Here is a 17,194-nt window from a genome sequence, read left to right on the forward strand (position 1 = left end):
GTTTAAGCCTGTTCCAACGAGGTTTCAACACGGGTGGCGGAGGCTGGAACTTTTCCGGCCGCTACCAGACGTTTGTGCTGCTCGGCTTCGATGCGCTCGATGACATCCACCGGCACCATGTAGCCCTGATCGTCACGGGCAGCATGGATGGTGAAATACACCACGGTGCCAACCAGACCGACGATGGCCAACCACCAGATGTGCCAGATCATCGCGAAACCGAACACGGTCAACAGAGCCCCCATGACCACACCAGTCGCAGTGTTGTTTGGCATGTGGATCGGTTCGTACTTGGCCGGAGCCTTGTACGCGGTACCGTTTTCCTTGGCTTCAGTGAACGGATCGATGGTTTCTGCTTTTGGCAGCACCGCGAAGTTGTAGAACGGTGGTGGCGACGAGGTCGACCATTCCAGGGTATGGGCATTCCACGGATCACCGTGTTCGCACATGTTTTCCGGCTTGTTGCGATCACGCACGCTGACGTAGAGCTGAATCAGCTGGCAAGCGATACCGACGGCGATCATCACCGCACCGAACATGGCGACGTACAGGTACGGCACCCACTCAGGGTTGGTGGTGGCGTTCAGACGACGGGTCATGCCCATGAAGCCCAGTGCATAGAGCGGCATGAACGCGACGAAGAAGCCCGAGATCCAGAACCAGAACGCTGCCTTGCCCCAACCTTCGTGCAGCTTGAAGCCGAACGCTTTAGGGAAGTAGAACGCGAAGCCTGCGATGTAACCGAATACCGCGCCGCCGATGATCACGTTATGGAAGTGAGCGATCACGAACAGGCTGTTGTGCAGGACGAAGTCCGCACCCGGGATGGCCAGCAGTACGCCGGTCATGCCGCCGATGGCGAAGGTCACCATGAAGCCCAGGGTCCACAGGACCTGGCTGGTGAAACGCAGACGGCCCTGGTAGATGGTGAACAGCCAGTTGAATAGCTTCACACCCGTCGGGATCGAAATCAGCATCGTCGCCAGACCGAAGAAGGCGTTGACGCTCGCACCCGAGCCCATGGTGAAGAAGTGGTGCAGCCAGACCATGAAGCCCAGGATCGAGATCGCGCCCGATGCGTAGACCATCGAGTGGTGGCCGAACAGACGCTTGCCGGTGAAGGTCGAGATGACTTCAGAGAAGATCCCGAACGCCGGCAGAATCAGGATGTAAACCTCGGGGTGACCCCAGGCCCAGAACAGGTTGACGTACATCATCGGATTGCCACCAAGTTCATTGGTGAAAATGTGGAAATCCATGTAACGGTCAAGCGTCAGCAGTGCCAGGGTGGCGGTCAGGATCGGGAAAGAAGCGACGATCAGGACGTTGGCCCAGGTGCAGGTCCAGGTGAAGATCGGCATGTCCATCAGCTTCATGCCCGGGGTACGCATCTTCAGCACGGTGGCCAGGAAGTTGACCCCCGTCAGCGTCGTACCCAACCCGGATAGCTGTAGCGCCCAGATGTAGTAATCCATCCCCACGCCCGGACTGTATTGCAGGCCCGACAGCGGCGGATAGGCAACCCAACCGGTCTTGGCGAATTCGCCGACGCCCAGGGACAGGTTGATCAGCACTACGCCGGATACCAGCAACCAGAAGCTCAGGGAGTTCAGGAACGGATAGGCAACGTCACGCGCGCCGATCTGCAGCGGCACTGCAAGGTTCATCAGGCCGGTGAAGAATGGCATCGCCATGAAGATGATCATGATCACACCGTGAGCGGTGAAGATCTGGTCATAGTGTTCAGGCGGCAGGTAGCCAGGCGAACCCTCGGTGGCCATGGCCAGCTGGGTACGCATCATGATGGCGTCGGCAAAACCGCGCAGCAGCATGACCATGGCAACGATGATGTACATCACGCCGATTTTCTTGTGGTCGACCGAGGTCAGCCACTCGGACCACAGGTAGGTCCACTTCTTGAAATAGGTGATTGCAGCGAACAGCGCCAGACCACCGAGCGCGATCATGGCGATGGTTATCATCACGATCGGTTCGTGGAATGGGACCGCTTCCCAACTTAATTTACCAAACATCGTTTACTCCTCTGCCCCGGCAGCTGAATGCGAGTTCATGTCCATTCCTTGCGTAGCGGCCACTTCTTTCTCTTTCTTCTCGTGCTTGACCTTCGGACCCGGTTTCATGCCTTCGTACTTGTCGACGATGATCTGGAACAGGTTCGGAGTGACCGAGGAGTAGAGCTCGACTGGGTTGTTCTGGCTCGGCTTGGAAAGGGCTGCGTATTCAGCTTCTTCAAGCTGTTTAGGTGCCTTTTTGACTTCACTTACCCAGGCGTCGAAATCTTCCTGGGAAGTTGCGATAGCCTTGAATTTCATGCCAGTGAAACCAGCGCCGCTGTAGTTGGCGGAGATACCGTCCATTTCAGCGTTCTGGTTGGCGATCAGGTGCAGTTTGGTCTGCATGCCGGCCATTGCGTAGATCTGGCCGCCCAGGGCCGGGATGAAGAACGAGTTCATCACGGAGTCCGAAGTCACCTTGAAGTTGATCGGCGTGTGCGCCGGGAACACTATCTTGTTGACGGTGGCGATGCCTTGCTCCGGATAGATGAACATCCACTTCCAGTCCAGCGCGACCACTTCAATGGTGATCGGCTTGACGTCGGATTCCAGCGGCTTGTAAGGATCCAGCGCGTGGGTCGACTTGTAGGTGATGTAACCCAGGGCAATGATGATCAGTACCGGGATCGTCCACACTGCGATTTCGATCTTGGTGGAGTGCGACCACTTCGGCGTGTAGACGGCGTCCTGGTTCGACGCGCGGTATTTCCAGGCGAACAGGAAGGTCATGACGATGACCGGTACCACGACCAGAAGCATCAGCAGCGTAGCGGTGATGATCAGGTTTCGCTCATCCAGGCCAACCTGGCCCTTGGGATTGAGCAAGGTCATGTTGCAGCCTGACAGCAACAACGTGCCGAGCAGCGGCAATAAGCCTAGTAGTCTGGGGTACCTGTTTTTACTCATCTCACGACCTCTAAAGCAGCTTGCGCAATGCAGTTGGGTTTTGATCGCCAACACTTCACCCTGCCAAGGGTTGGCATTTTTCTTGGATTGAATAAGGGCTGCCCGTCGCGCGTCAGACGCTGTTCGACAAATCCTGGGCTAGCGGTAAGTTCTTATTCGAATTCGTGGTCAAAGGCCTTGTTACAGACCAATTCCATTTGGTGCGGATAGTTGGAAGGCTCCGACACCTGGGAGTCGCACGAAGCGTTCAAGCCCCTCGACGCCCTGTTTTCCTGCTCAAGGTGAGCAGTGCCGGAATTCAGTGCGGGCGATTGTAGATATGTAGCGATTCATAAACCATGTCTCATCCCGAAATAATTTTTATCCATTCCAGCAACAATCATTAACGGATTTTGCAAAAGTGCGGCATCTTATCGAAATTCATTCTCAACAAAAACACCAAAATTTGTAGGTCTACAGGGCGCAGTTCAGACAGCTATCGGGGCTGACGCAGACACTTCGACGGAGCCCTAGACCCTATGAGACAAGGGCTCTGGCGATTCGCCAGCCCCTGTTAAAACTGCCTGCTTGCGCGCAATAGCCTATAAATCGGCAGACGCCTGAATAGACCAATTTCGTTGCCTGGTTATGCACCGATTCTGCCCCGTGAAATGCGTTGCGACAGTCCTGCTGTGACAACATGTCGCACACGTGTCGCACCCTTCACTGCCACACATCACGAACTTTTTGCGCGGGCCCTGAAATGCAAAACGCCCCGGTCCTCTTGATGAGGACCGGGGCGTTTTTTTCACGTTATCCGCGCGAGTGGCGGATGACCTCAGCGCAGTGCTTTGCGGTTACGCGAAGTGAGCAGCGGCACCAGCACCACGATCAGCACGAACGCCACCAGCGCCCACTGCGCCAGCGACAAACCGAGGATCGGCGGGTACGGCGTGGAGCAGAAACCATCGACCTGGAAGCCCAGCGGGAAGATCTTCGCCAGCGGCAGGCCATCGACAATCGGTTGCAGCACATCGATGCCACAGCTGACCGCCGGGTAGAACTGGGTGTAGACGTGATGCCCGGCCACCGCGACGCCTGCGATGGCGCAGATGACCACCAGCGTCTCGAACACCGTGATGCTGCGACGGGTGCTCATGGCCGCGCCAATGAAGGCAAACAGCGCAATCAGCAACAGCGCATAACGTTGCAGGATGCACAGCGGGCACGGCGCCTCGCCCAGCACAATTTGCATGTACAGCGCGCCACCGATCAGCGCCAGGCAGATGATGCCCAGCAACACCAGATAGCGCCGTTCACGTCCCAACCGCATCGTTTCCTCGCTCATCGCGTTTCCCTTTTAAAAATCGATTGCCCGGAAGTCTACACGCAGGCTCCAACCTTTGAGAGCCCGGTGCGCTCCGGTGGTGATCGGGGAATAGACGATAAAGCGGTTAAGAACGGATTAACTTTGGCGGGATTTTTACGAATCTAGACTGAGGTGCGGCCATTCGCGAGCAAGCCCGCTCCCACACTTGACCGCGTCGTACGCAAATCCAATGTGGGAGCGGGCTTGCTCGCGAAGCAGGCGACTCGGTCTCCCAAGTCGCCACTGCTGTTTATTCCAACGCCGAAGCCGGCCCAAAGAACTCGTAACGGCTCTGCTTCTCCGGCACACCCAAAGCTTTGAGGTGGCGCTTGATTGCCGCCATGAACCCTTTCGGCCCCAGGAAGTAAGCATCCAGATCGCGCTGCTCCGGCAGCCATTCGCCCAACTGCTCGCGGCTCAACAACCCGACCTTGTCCGCCGCCGGGCTCACGCCGTCATCTTCGGCGTAGCAATAGAAGCGTTTGAGTTGCGGGTGACGCTCAGCCAAACCATCGATCCAGTCGCGGAAGGCATGAACGCTGCCGTTGCGCGCGCAGTGGATAAAGTGCACTGGCCGCTCGGTCGCCAGCGCCGCTTCCAGCATCGCCAGCGTTGGGGTGATGCCGACGCCGCCGCTGATCAGCACCAACGGCTTGTCGCTGGCGGTCAGGGTGAACTCGCCCGATGGCGGGAACAGTTGAATGCTCGAGCCGACATGCAGTTGATCGTGCAAGTGGTTAGAGGCGCGGCCACCGGTTTCACGCTTGACGCTGATGCGGTACTGGCCCTTGTTGGCCAACGCCGACAACGAGTAATTACGACGGATCTCTTCGCCATCGAGGATCAGTTTCATGCCGATGTACTGGCCCGGTTCCGCCGCCAGAATCGCGCCTTTGTCGGCAGGTTCGAAGTAGAACGACGTGATTTCCGCGCTTTCCTCGACCTTGGCCGTCACGATGAATTCACGCGCCCCGCGCCAGCCGCCGGGTGCCTGTTCTTTTTGATCGTAGATGCTGGTTTCGGCACCGATCAGGATGTCGGCCAACTGACCGTAGGCCGCGCCCCAGGCGCTCATCACTTCAGGGGTGGCGATTTCGGCGCCCAGCACTTCAGAGATCGCACGCAGCAGGCAAGCGCCGACAATCGGGTAGTGCTCAGGCAGGATTTGCAGGGCCACGTGCTTGTTGATGATCTTGGCGACGAGGTCGCCCAACTGGTCGAGCTGGTCAATGTGGCGCGCGTACATCAAAACGCCGTTGGCCAGGGCGCGTGGCTGGTCACCGCTGGCCTGGTGGGCCTGGTTGAACAGCGGGCGGACTTCCGGGTATTCGGAGAGCATCATGCGGTAGAAGTGAGTGATCAGCGCTTCGCCACCGCTTTCCAGCAGCGGCACGGTGGATTTGACGATGGCACGGTCTTGGACGCTAAGCATAAAGTGACTCCTGGGGCTTCTTGGATTGCTAACTGATTACCCTATGCTTATCAGTTTCCATGCCAAAAATTTAAACGTTTAAAATCAACAACTTAAAAACAATGTAGTCATATCGACACAGGCTGACTTATAGTCATCCCGACTACACGGAGTCACTATGACTGCAAAATCTTTGCTCACCGCCCTGCTACCGCTGGTCTCCGACCTGTCCCGCGAACTGCCTGAAGGCGAGCGCTATCGACGCCTGCTCGAAGCCATGCGCGCCCTGCTCCCCTGCGATGCCGCCGCCCTGCTGCGCCTTGATGGCGAATGGCTGGTGCCGCTGGCCGTCGACGGGTTGAGCACTGACACCCTTGGCCGCCGCTTCAAAGTCAGCGAGCACCCGCGCTTCGAAGCGTTGCTCAGCAGCCCCGGACCCACGCGATTCGCCGCCGACAGCGACTTGCCTGACCCTTACGACGGCCTGGTCGCCGGCCTCGACGATCATTTGGAAGTCCACGACTGCATGGGCTGTCCGTTGTTTATCGACGAGCGTCCATGGGGCTTGCTGACCCTCGATGCCCTCGACCCGGAACAATTTGAACCCATCGAACTGGACGCCCTGCATGCCTTTGCCAGCCTCGCGGCGGCCACCGTCAACGCCGCCGAGCGCATCGAGCGCCTGGCCAATCGCGCCGAAGACGAACATCAGCGCGCCGAGGTGTACCGCCAGGCCAGCGGCCAACAGACTCGCGAGATGATCGGCCAGAGCAAGGCGCATAAACGCCTGGTGGAGGAGATCAGCCTGGTAGGCGGCAGCGACCTGACCGTGCTGATCACCGGCGAAACCGGGGTTGGCAAAGAATTGGTGGCGCAAGCGATACATGCGGCCTCGCCTCGGGCAGACAAACCGATCATCAGCCTTAACTGCGCCGCCCTGCCGGACACCCTGGTGGAAAGCGAATTGTTCGGCCATGTGCGCGGCGCCTTCACCGGCGCCACCAACGATCGGCGCGGCAAGTTCGAACTGGCCAATGGCGGCACGCTGTTTCTCGATGAAGTCGGCGAACTGTCCCTGACCGTGCAGGCCAAGTTGTTGCGGGTGCTGCAAAGCGGTCAGTTGCAGCGCCTGGGGTCGGATAAAGAACATCAAGTGGACGTGCGCCTGATCGCGGCCACCAACCGCGACCTGGCCGAAGAAGTGCGCAGCGGCCGCTACCGCGCCGACTTCTATCATCGCTTGAGTGTTTACCCGCTGCTGGTGCCGGCCCTGCGAGATCGCGGGCGCGATGTGTTGTTGCTCAGCGGTTATTTCCTGGAACAGAACCGCTCGCGGATGGGCCTTAACAGCCTGCGCTTGAACAGTGACGCGCAGGCGGCATTGCTGGCGTATGGTTGGCCAGGCAATGTGCGGGAACTGGAGCATTTGATTGGTCGCAGCGCGTTGAAGGCGCTGGGTAACTGCAAGGTACGGCCGAAGATTCTCAGTTTGAGTGCGGCGGATCTGGATTTGCCCAATGGCAGTGTTGAGCTCCCGGCCGAGCAGCCGGTCGCCAGTCCCGCCGTATTGGTTGCGGGAGATTTGCGCGAGGCCACCGAAAATTATCAACGACAATTGATCAGCGCTTGCCTGGAACGGCATCACGACAACTGGGCAAGCGCGGCGCGTGAGCTAGGCTTGGACCGGGCGAATCTGGGGCGCATGGCGAAACGGCTGGGGATGAAATAGCGCAATCCATTGTGGCGAGGGAGCTTGCTCCCGCTGGACCGGGCTGGCGCACCAGTGCGAAGCGCTCCAAAATCAGGCGCCGCGTTGTATCAGGCGGTCCGCATTTACAGGTTTTGCGACTGCTTCGCAGCCGAGCGGGAGCAAGCTCCCTCGCCACAGGGATTCACCGTTTGGCCGGCGACGGGGAATTAGCCTAAAGCCTGCCCCCAACAAGTCGATAACCCGGCATCAATAGCTTTTGGCGACTTTTTACTCGCCCATCACCTTTTTCCACAGAAGGTTTTTATGTCCACCACCAAAGCCCGCGCAGACTCACTTTCGCTTCTGCTGTTTACCTTGCGCAGCGGCAAGCTGATGGCAATCAACCTGCTGAAAGTCAGCGAAATCATCCCCTGCCCGCCGCTGACCAAGCTGCCGGAGTCGCACCCCCACGTCAAAGGCATCGCCACCCTGCGCGGCGCCTCGTTGTCGGTGATCGACCTCAGCCGCGCCATCGGCGAGCGGCCGCTGGAAGACCCGAACGGTGGCTGCCTGATCGTCACCGACGTCAGCCGTTCCAAGCAGGGCCTGCACGTTCAGGCTGTGAGCAAAATCGTCCATTGCCTGACCACCGACATCCGTCCGCCACCCTTTGGCTCCGGTGGCGTGCGTTCGTACATCACCGGCGTGACCTCGGTCGACGGGACCCTGGTGCAAGTGCTCGACATCGAAAAGGTCATCCACGGCATCGCCCCGGCGCAGATCGAAACGGCGCCGACCGAACTGAGCATGGAAGACGCTGAAGTGCTGGGTAACGCGCGGATTCTGGTGGTCGATGACAGCCAGGTCGCGCTGCAGCAATCGGTGCACACCCTGCGCAACCTCGGCCTGCAATGCCACACCGCCCGCAGCGCCAAGGAAGCCATCGACTGCCTGCTGGACCTGCAAGGCACGGCGCAGCAGATCAACCTGATCGTCTCGGACATCGAAATGTCGGAGATGGACGGCTACGCCTTCACCCGCACCCTGCGCGAGACCCCGGACTTCTCGCACCTTTATGTGCTGCTGCACACGTCGCTGGACAGCGCGATGAACAGCGAGAAAGCGCGCCTTGCCGGAGCCAACGCGGTGCTGACCAAGTTCTCCTCGCCTGAGCTGACCCGGTGCCTGATCGAAGCGGCCAAGGCCGTCGCCGAACAAGGTCACTGAGTCATGGCCGAAGGCTTTTGCTTGCTGATGCGGCGCAACCTGGCTGAGGCTGTGCCCGCGATCACTTGGCCTCAAGGAATAGATCTCGTCGCATACCGCCCCGAACTGGCTGAAGCTGTTCATCGTTTGATGGAACTGGGTTATCGGGAAGGTGGCGGGCGTGTGCCAGCACTGGATGTCTGGCAGCAGCGTTTTGAAACCGATCCTGAATACGATCCATCTTTGTGTTTCATTGCGCTGTATGGCGAAAGTATCGTCGGCGTATGCCAGTGCTGGACCAGTGCCTATATCAAGAATCTGGTGGTGCATAAGCGAGCGCAAGGTCTCGGATTGGGTCGCGCCTTGCTACTGCACGCGTTCAACGTGTTTCAGCAACGTCGCGAAGGCTTTGTGGACTTGAAGGTATTGGAAGACAACCTTCGGGCGCAGCGGCTGTATGAAAGTGCCGGGATGTATGTGGTCCGCCGGGAGCCGGTTCCGGCCTGATATCCCGCCTTCGCGGGCAAGCCTCGCTCCTACAGGTCATGCGCGATCCCTGTAGGAGCGAGCGGTGCGGCGATCTGACTTGCCCGCGAAGAGGCCGACACATTCAACACAAAACCATCAGGCATACTCCCCTTCCGGCCAACTCAACGCCCAAGGATGCCTGACCCATGAAAGCCGCTACCCTGACCTTCCTCTGCCTCACCGCAATAGCCACCCAGGCCACCGCCTCCAGCCCCGACGCCTGGGCCGCCTACGACAAAGCCGTGCTCGCCAGTTGCACCAAAGCCAGCGGCCTGAAAAACGCCAAGCCCGTCGGCAACGCCGCGCAGTTCGATGACCGGGTCGGCTACACCGCGCTCCTGATGCAAGGCCAATACCCGCAAAAACACATGAAAGGCCAGCAAGGCACCGAGCTGTGCCTCTACAACAAAAAGAGCAAAACCGCCTACGTGACCGAGTGGGATTCCATCCGCCCCGCCGCCAAAGCCCAGTGAATGGCGCATAACTTGCTTCGAAACGCACCTTCGCGGTGTCTTTCTGGCGCCGTTTCATGCCCTCGGAAGCGATCGGCCGTTCAATGAATACGACATTTTCCTGCGTCGGTTGCGGCAAATGCTGCAACGACCACCACGTGCCCCTGACCTTGGCCGAAGCCCGCATGTGGGCGGCCGACGGCGGTCAGGTGATCGTGTTGGTGGAAGGTTTCCTCGGCAACGGCCTGGGCCTGCCCGTGCAACAACGCGAACACGCCGAACGTCGCTCAGTAGTGGTTCGAAGCGGCACATCCGAGGCTTACGTGGCGATCACTTTTGCCGCGTACAACGTAGGTCCCTGCCGGAATCTTGACGAAGACAACCTCTGCCGCATCTACGAACGCCGCCCGCTGGTGTGCCGCATCTACCCGATGGAAATTAATCCTCACATTGCGCTGAACACCGCAGTGAAAGAATGCCCGCCCGAATCATGGGAACAGGGGCCGGACTTGATCATTGGCGGTGAGTTGGTGGATCAGGAACTCGCAGGGTTGATCCAGCGTTCACGTCAGGCGGATCGCGATGATATCCAGGCCAAAGATGCAATTTGCGGGCTGCTGGGGATTCGGACTACAGCGTTGAAGGGGGATGGGTTTACGGCTTATCTGCCGGATATGAATGCGTTTGCCAGGGTTATCGATCAGCTTGCCGGGCAGCCGCTGGCGGGCTCAGGCAGTGATTGGCAGTTCCATGTGTCGGGTGAGGATATCGCCGGACAAGTGCAGGCTGCCGGGGCGCACGTGGCGACTGAAGTGCCGGTGAACTACGCGTTTATATCGTTGCGGGCGGCTTGATTCAGAGGGTGTATTGCCTTTGATGGCCCCTTCGCGAGCAAGCCCGCTCCCACAGTGGATCTTTGTCGTACACAAAACTTGTGTCCTATGGAGATCCACTGTGGGAGCGGGCTTGCTCGCGAAGGCGATAGATCAGACACCGCAGAGCTTGAAACTCAGCGCTTACCCATCGACCGACGAGTCCCTGGAGGCGCAGCCCCCGGCGTCTTGGTATGGCCATTCTTCGCGCCATTCTTGTACCAAGGCTGGCTGGCATTCTTCGCAGCGGCCAAATCACCCGGTTTGAACGGGAACTTGAACGCCGGGATCGCGGCTTTGGTTTCGCTGTCTGCGCTGGAGTCGACGCTGTCTGGCAGGTCTGCCTGGTCGTCGCTCAAAGCGTCGGCAACCGGCGGTTGTGTCGGGGAAGTCATGAAAGCTCCGGGTGATGCAAAAAGTCGGGCCCGGTCAGCGAGCCGCGAAAGGCGGCAGTATACCTGTGTCCAGAGCCGCAAGCTTCACACCACGAGCGAGTCCGTCGGGTTTTGTGCCAATCGCGAGCAACCCTCGCACCTGTGGGAGCGAGGCTTGCCCGCGAAGAACGATAACGCGGCCAACCAGACCGAACGCTATTACCTACGCCGGAACCTCAACCCTATCCAACACCCGATTCACCGCCAACTCCGCCAGCATGATGACCTGCTGGATCGCCAACACCGTATGCCGCTGCGGCCCCTCCAGACTCGTCGCAAAATCACTGCTCATCACACTCGCCGACGCCAAAGATTCACAGGCATGGGCCAACAGGCTTTCCGAATCAACATCGGGGGCGACCACAAACATCGTGCTCGGGCGGCGCGGTTTTGCGCTGTAGCGCTCGGGGGGATCGAGGTAGTAATCGAGCGCGCGTTTCATGGCTTCGTGGTCTTTGATGAGCGCTTCGGCCTGGGTGGTTTCGTCGCGGGGAGTGGTGGTGTCGATGGGTGGATCGGGGATTAACTTATCCATGCAAATTTCCTTTTGATGTTGGAGCCATCAATTTCCGATCTCACTCGGAGCAGAGGTGGCAGCTATGTGCGGTGTGAGATTACCGGCAAAAGGAACCCGGCCAGACCGAAGTCTGCCCGCACACAGCCGCCATAAAAAACTTGCAGGCAGCGGATAAGCTGGCGGCAATTATGGGGGGCCTTGCGCTGGTTTCCAATTGTTCAGCCGGAATCTCACTCCCGGTCGCTGAGTTTTCAGCGACAGCCAAAGATTAGAGAACACGCTTCCTACCCGGCAACCTGAAAAATGCGTGGGAAAACGCGGTGTTTTTTACACATCTTTCAACACACAAAAATGGAACGCGGAGCGTCCCGGGCGGCATTCCCACGCGGAGCGTGGGAACGATCAAGGGAATGATGTACATCTGCAAGTGATTGGTCGGCTGTCAGGCCGCCATCGCTGGCAGGCCAGCTCCCACAGGGAATGATGTACGTCTGCAAGAAATTGGTCGGCTATCAGGCCGCCATCGCTGGCAGGCCAGCTCCCACAGGGAATGATGTACATCTTCAAGTGATTGGTCGGCTGTCAGGCCGCCATCGCTGGCAAGCCAGCTCCCACAGGGAATGATGTACGTCTGCAAGAAATTGGTCGGCTGTCAGGCCGCCATCGCTGGCAGGCCAGCTCCCACAGGGAATGATGTACATCTTCAAGTGATTGGTCGGCTGTCAGGCCGCCATCGCTGGCAAGCCAGCTCCCACAGGGAATGATGTACGTCTGCAAGAAATTGGTCGGCTATCAGGCCGCCATCGCTGGCAGGCCAGCTCCCACAGGGAATGATGTACGTCTGCAAGAAATTGGTCGGCTATCAGGCCGCCATCGCGGGCAGGCCGGCTCCCACAGGGAATGATGTACGTCTGCAAGTGATTGGTCGGCTATCAGGCCGCCTTCGCGGGCAAGCCTCGCTCCTACAGTGGGGCGGTGCACACCGCACGCTTCTCACCACTCATCAGGCCGAGCGTTAGCTCGCCTGCAGCTCTTGATCTTGATCCACCCGCCCCGTCGGGAGGCTGAGTGGAGGCGTTCATCTGGGGGGTAGGCGCGTAGCGCCGTGCGGCGAAGCCGCACACATCGAGAGGAGGTCGAAGCGAAGCCGACCGGAGGCGATGCCCCCAGATGAATGCCGGAGCGAAGGAACGCCGAGCCTAGGCGAGGGGCCGGACGTTGGGGCGAAGACCTTTGCTTCCTTTGGGGCGTTTGCCAAAGGGAGTCGCTGTAAGAGCGAAACCGCCAGCAGCCGTTACCGCAGAAATGGATATGTACGCCCTCAACAAGAACTTGGTCGGCTATCAGGCCGCCAAGGTCAAAAGCTCACAGCACAGCCCAAACTGACAGCGCCGTCAGTTAGCAGTCACCTTCCTGACCGGCGAACAGGTTTATAAAGGAAGGTATAAACCTGACCCGACTCCCGACCACCTAGCCCGGCGCCCCACTCGCATGCGAATTCAGAAAAAAACCGCCTTCATCGCAGGTCTGTTGATCGCCTTGGCAGCGCTGGGCACCTGGTACCTCACCAAACCCGCCACCGCCAAACTAGCCGCGCCTACAGCGATCCCGGTCCGGGTCGTCAGCGTCACCGAAAAAGACGTCCCCCGCTACGTCAGCGGCATCGGCTCGGTCCTGTCCCTGCACAGCGTAGTGGTCCGCCCGCAAATCGACGGCATCCTCACCAAAATCCTGGTCAAGGAAGGCCAACTGGTGAAACAAGGCGACCTGCTCGCCACCATCGACGACCGCTCGATCCGCGCCAGCCTCGACCAGGCCCGGGCACAACTCGGCGAAAGCCAGGCGCAACTGCAAGTCGCGCAGGTCAACCTCAAGCGCTACAAACTGCTCAGCGTCGACGACGGCGTATCCAAGCAGACCTACGACCAGCAACAAGCCCTGGTCAACCAGCTCAAAGCCACCGCCCAAGGCAATCAGGCGTCAATCGACGCCGCTCAAGTGCAGCTTTCCTACACACAGATTCGCTCCCCGGTCACCGGCCGCGTCGGTATTCGCACGGTGGACGAAGGCAACTTCCTGCGCATGACCGACACCCTGGGCCTATTCACCGTGACCCAGATCGACCCGATCGCCGTGGAATTCTCCCTGCCGCAACAAATGCTGCCCACCCTGCAAGGCCTGATCGGCGACCCCGAGCGCGCACAAGTGAAGGCCTATATCGGCGCCGACACCGACGGTGAAACCGGCAACCTGCTGGGCGAAGGGCACCTGACCCTGATCGACAACCAGATCAACGCCAACACCGGGACCATCCGCGCCAAGGCTGAATTCAACAATCCCGGGCAGAAACTCTGGCCGGGCCTGCTGGTGACGGTAAAAATTCAGACAGCCCTGGATAAAGATGCGCTGGTGGTCCCGCCCACCGTCGTACAACGTGGCCTCGATCAACATTTCGTGTACCGCGTCAACGGCGACAAGGTCGAAACCGTCACCGTCCAAATGGTCCACCAAGGCAGCGGCCAGGACATCATCAAAGGCGTGGAACCGGGTGACGTGCTGGTCAGCGACGGCCAGTCGCGGCTCAAACCCGGCTCGACCGTGCAGGTGCTGACCGAGCCGCCGCAAGTGGTGCAATCGGAGCCCAAGCCATGAAGGGCCACGGTTCTGTCTCGGCCTGGTGCATCGATCATCCGGTGGCGACGATCCTGCTGACCTTTGCCCTGGTGTTGCTCGGCGTCATCGCCTTCCCGCGCCTGCCGATTGCGCCGCTGCCAGAAGCCGAATTCCCGACCATTCAGGTCGCCGCGCAACTCCCCGGCGCCAGCCCCGAAACCATGGCGTCGTCGGTGGCCACGCCGCTTGAAGTGCAATTCAGCGCCATCCCCGGCGTCACCCAGATGACCTCGAGCAGCGCCCTCGGCTCGACCAACCTGACCCTGCAATTCACCCTCGACAAAAGCATCGACACCGCCGCCCAGGAAGTGCAGGCCGCGATCAACACCGCCGCCGGCAAACTGCCCAAGGACATGCCGACCCTGCCGACGTGGCGCAAGGTCAACCCGGCCGATAGCCCGGTGCTTATTCTCAGCATCAACTCAACCTTGATGCCCGGCACCGAACTCAGTGATTTGGTGGAAACGCTGCTCTCGCGTCAGATCAGTCAGATCGACGGCGTAGGCCAAATCAACATCACCGGCCAGCAACGTCCGGCAATCCGTGTTCAAGTCTCGGCAGACAAACTCGCGGCCATCGGCCTGACCCTCGCGGACATTCGACTGGCGATCCAGCAAACCAGCCTCAACCTGGCCAAAGGTGCGTTGTACGGTGAGTCGAGCATCTCGACACTGTCGACCAACGACCAATTGTTCCACCCCGAGGAATACAGTCAGCTCATCGTTTCCTACAAGGACGGTGCACCGGTTCACCTCAAGGACGTCGCTAAAGTCGTCAACGGTTCAGAAAATGCCTACGTTCAGGCGTGGGCCGGTGATCAACCCGGGGTGAATCTGGTGATTTCCCGGCAACCGGGTGCCAACATCGTTGAAACCGTGGATCGCATCCAGGCCGCCCTGCCCGGCCTCGAAGCCATGCTGCCGGCCTCGGTGCAGGTCAAGGTGCTGGTCGACCGCACGCAGACCATCCGCGCGTCGTTGCATGAAGTGGAAATCACCCTGCTGATCGCGATCATGCTGGTGGTGGCGGTGATGGCGCTGTTCCTGCGTCAGTGGTCGGCAACGCTGATCGTATCCGCGGTGCTCGGCGTGTCGCTGACCGCCAGTTTCGCTCTGATGTACATCATGGGCTTCAGCCTGAACAACCTGACGCTGGTGGCGATCGTGGTGGCCGTGGGGTTTGTGGTCGACGATGCGATCGTGGTGGTGGAGAACATTCACCGCCATCTCGAGGCCGGCGACGACATGCGCGAGGCGGCGATCAAGGGTGCCGGCGAGATTGGCTTTACCGTGGTCTCGATCAGTTTCTCGCTGGTGGCGGCGTTTATCCCGCTGCTGTTTATGGGTGGCGTGGTCGGGCGACTGTTCAAGGAATTCGCCCTGACTGCCACGTCGACCATCATGATTTCGGTGGTGGTCTCGCTGACGTTGGCACCAACACTTGCCGCGCTGTTCATGCGTGCGCCGGTGCATCACGCCCACAGCAAACCTACAGTTGGCGATCGCTTGCTGGCAGGCTATGAAAAACTGCTGCGCCGCGCCCTCTCCCATCAAAAGCTGATGATCAGCGTTTTCTTTCTGTCTTTGGGCCTGGCGGTCGCCGGTTACATCTTCATCCCCAAGGGGTTCTTTCCGGTGCAGGACACCGGTTTTGTCCTCGGCACCACGGAAGCCGCCGCCGATATTTCCTACGGCGACATGGTAAAAAAACATCTGGCGATGGCCGAAATCGTCGCGGCGGACCCTGCGGTCCAGGCGTTTTCCCACTCGGTGGGCGTCTCGGGCAGTAACCAGACCATCGCCAATGGCCGCTTCTGGATTTCCCTGAAAAAACGCGGCGACCGCGACGTCTCGGCCAGCCAGTTCATTGACCGGATCCGTCCGCAACTGATGAAAGTCCCGGGCATCGTGCTCTATCTGCGCGCCGGCCAGGACATCAACCTCAGCTCCGGCCCGAGCCGCGCACAGTATCAATACGTGCTCAAGAGCAACGACGGTGCGACCCTCAGCACCTGGACCCAGCGCCTCACGGAAAAACTGCGGGCCAACCCGGCGTTTCGCGACATTTCCAACGACCTGCAACTGGGCGGCAGCATCACCCACATCAGCATCGACCGCAGCGCCGCTGCGCGTTTCGGCCTGACCGCCAGCGATGTCGATGAAGCGCTGTACGATGCGTTCGGGCAGCGGCAGATCAATGAATTCCAGACCCAGATCAACCAGTACAACGTGATTCTGGAACTGGACACCCAGCAACGCGGCAACGCCGAAAGCCTCAATTATTTCTACCTGCGCTCGCCGCTGAGCGGGGAAATGGTGCCGCTGTCGGCCTTGGCGAAATTCGGTGCGCCGACGGTTGGCCCATTGTCTATCGCCCACGACGGCATGTTCCCGGCTGCCAACTTGTCGTTCAACCTGGCGCCCGGCGTGGCGTTGGGCGATGCGGTGATCATGCTCAACCAGGCCAAGGCCGATATCGGCATGCCGGCCGCCATGAGCGGCAACTTCCAGGGCGCGGCGCAAGCGTTCCAGAGTTCGCTGGCCAGCCAGCCGTGGTTGATCCTGGCGGCGCTGGTGGCGGTGTACATCATTCTCGGTGTGCTCTACGAGAGCTTCGTCCATCCACTGACCATTATTTCGACCCTGCCGTCGGCGGGACTCGGGGCGGTGATCATGCTGTGGATTTGCGGCCAGGACTTTTCGATCATGGCGCTGATCGGGCTGGTGTTGCTGATCGGGATCGTCAAGAAAAACGGCATCCTGATGATCGACTTCGCCCTCGATGCCCAGCGCAATCGTGGCTTGGCGCCGGAAGAGGCGATTTACCAGGCCTGTATCACGCGGTTCCGGCCGATCATCATGACCACCCTCGCCGCCCTGCTCGGCGCACTACCGCTGATGTTCGGCTATGGCGCTGGCGCCGAACTGCGCCAGCCATTGGGCATCGCGGTGGTCGGCGGCTTGCTGGTGAGCCAGGCGCTGACGTTGTTCACCACTCCGGTCATATACTTGTGGCTGGAGCGGCTTTTCCATAAGCCCAAACCCGCACCGATGCCGGCGCTGGCAACCACAGACTGAGGCGG

The 17,194-nt window shown here is 59.7% G+C and carries 13 protein-coding genes; 7 read left to right on the forward strand and 6 right to left on the reverse strand.

What is annotated here, in order from left to right; genetic code table 11:
* Positions 1-2: 2 nt before the first annotated feature.
* The 4 genes from cyoB to hmpA form a co-directional block, all read right to left on the reverse strand.
* Positions 3-2,033, reverse strand: coding sequence for a cytochrome o ubiquinol oxidase subunit I (gene cyoB / locus ACA051_RS24315; protein WP_497305307.1), 2,031 nt, complete (start codon positions 2,031-2,033; stop codon positions 3-5).
* A gap of 3 nt (positions 2,034-2,036) precedes the next feature.
* A complete protein-coding gene (gene cyoA, locus ACA051_RS24320) occupies positions 2,037-2,981 on the reverse strand; it encodes a ubiquinol oxidase subunit II (protein WP_497305309.1) in 945 nt (314 codons plus the stop codon).
* An 817-nt stretch (positions 2,982-3,798) separates the two neighbouring features.
* Positions 3,799-4,308, reverse strand: coding sequence for a disulfide bond formation protein B (locus tag ACA051_RS24325; RefSeq protein ID WP_497305311.1), 510 nt, complete (start codon positions 4,306-4,308; stop codon positions 3,799-3,801).
* A gap of 271 nt (positions 4,309-4,579) precedes the next feature.
* On the reverse strand, positions 4,580-5,761 hold the full coding sequence (gene hmpA, locus ACA051_RS24330; protein ID WP_497372270.1) for an NO-inducible flavohemoprotein: 1,182 nt from the start codon (positions 5,759-5,761) through the stop codon (positions 4,580-4,582).
* A gap of 157 nt (positions 5,762-5,918) precedes the next feature.
* On the opposite strand from hmpA, the gene norR reads away from it, so the two are divergent.
* The 5 genes from norR to ACA051_RS24355 all read left to right on the forward strand — a co-directional run bounded on the left by norR (position 5,919) and on the right by ACA051_RS24355 (position 10,470).
* Positions 5,919-7,469: a nitric oxide reductase transcriptional regulator NorR gene (gene norR, locus ACA051_RS24335; protein ID WP_497305314.1), complete on the forward strand. Its 1,551-nt coding sequence runs from the start codon at positions 5,919-5,921 to the stop codon at positions 7,467-7,469.
* Between the two features lie 285 nt (positions 7,470-7,754).
* Entirely contained in the window at positions 7,755-8,657 is a 903-nt protein-coding gene (locus tag ACA051_RS24340; protein WP_461955629.1) for a chemotaxis protein CheV, read from the forward strand.
* Positions 8,658-8,684: 27 nt separating this feature from the next.
* Positions 8,685-9,143, forward strand: a complete 459-nt coding sequence (locus ACA051_RS24345; protein ID WP_497310657.1) for a GNAT family N-acetyltransferase — start codon at positions 8,685-8,687, stop codon at positions 9,141-9,143.
* 167 nt (positions 9,144-9,310) lie between these two features.
* A complete protein-coding gene (locus ACA051_RS24350) occupies positions 9,311-9,637 on the forward strand; it encodes a hypothetical protein (protein WP_497305316.1) in 327 nt (108 codons plus the stop codon).
* A gap of 83 nt (positions 9,638-9,720) precedes the next feature.
* The gene (locus ACA051_RS24355; protein ID WP_497305318.1) at positions 9,721-10,470 is read left to right on the forward strand and encodes a YkgJ family cysteine cluster protein; all 750 of its coding nucleotides are present in this window, start codon (positions 9,721-9,723) and stop codon (positions 10,468-10,470) included.
* A gap of 155 nt (positions 10,471-10,625) precedes the next feature.
* Here ACA051_RS24355 and ACA051_RS24360 read toward each other — a convergent pair whose 3' ends face one another.
* Complete coding sequence (locus ACA051_RS24360; protein ID WP_007943495.1) at positions 10,626-10,883, reverse strand: hypothetical protein; 258 nt, start codon at positions 10,881-10,883, stop codon at positions 10,626-10,628.
* Positions 10,884-11,085: 202 nt separating this feature from the next.
* A complete protein-coding gene (locus ACA051_RS24365) occupies positions 11,086-11,457 on the reverse strand; it encodes a DUF6124 family protein (RefSeq protein ID WP_497305320.1) in 372 nt (123 codons plus the stop codon).
* 1,473 nt (positions 11,458-12,930) lie between these two features.
* Between ACA051_RS24365 and ACA051_RS24370 the strand changes: the two genes are divergently transcribed.
* Entirely contained in the window at positions 12,931-14,091 is a 1,161-nt protein-coding gene (locus tag ACA051_RS24370; protein ID WP_497305321.1) for an efflux RND transporter periplasmic adaptor subunit, read from the forward strand.
* Positions 14,088-17,189 carry a multidrug efflux RND transporter permease subunit gene (locus tag ACA051_RS24375; protein ID WP_497305323.1) on the forward strand — a complete coding sequence of 1,034 codons (3,102 nt, stop codon included), beginning with the start codon at positions 14,088-14,090 and terminating at the stop codon, positions 17,187-17,189. Before ACA051_RS24370 ends, ACA051_RS24375 begins: the two co-directional genes overlap by 4 nt.
* Positions 17,190-17,194: the final 5 nt, after the last annotated feature.

The sequence above is a fragment of the Pseudomonas sp. LBUM1669 genome (assembly GCF_059695705.1).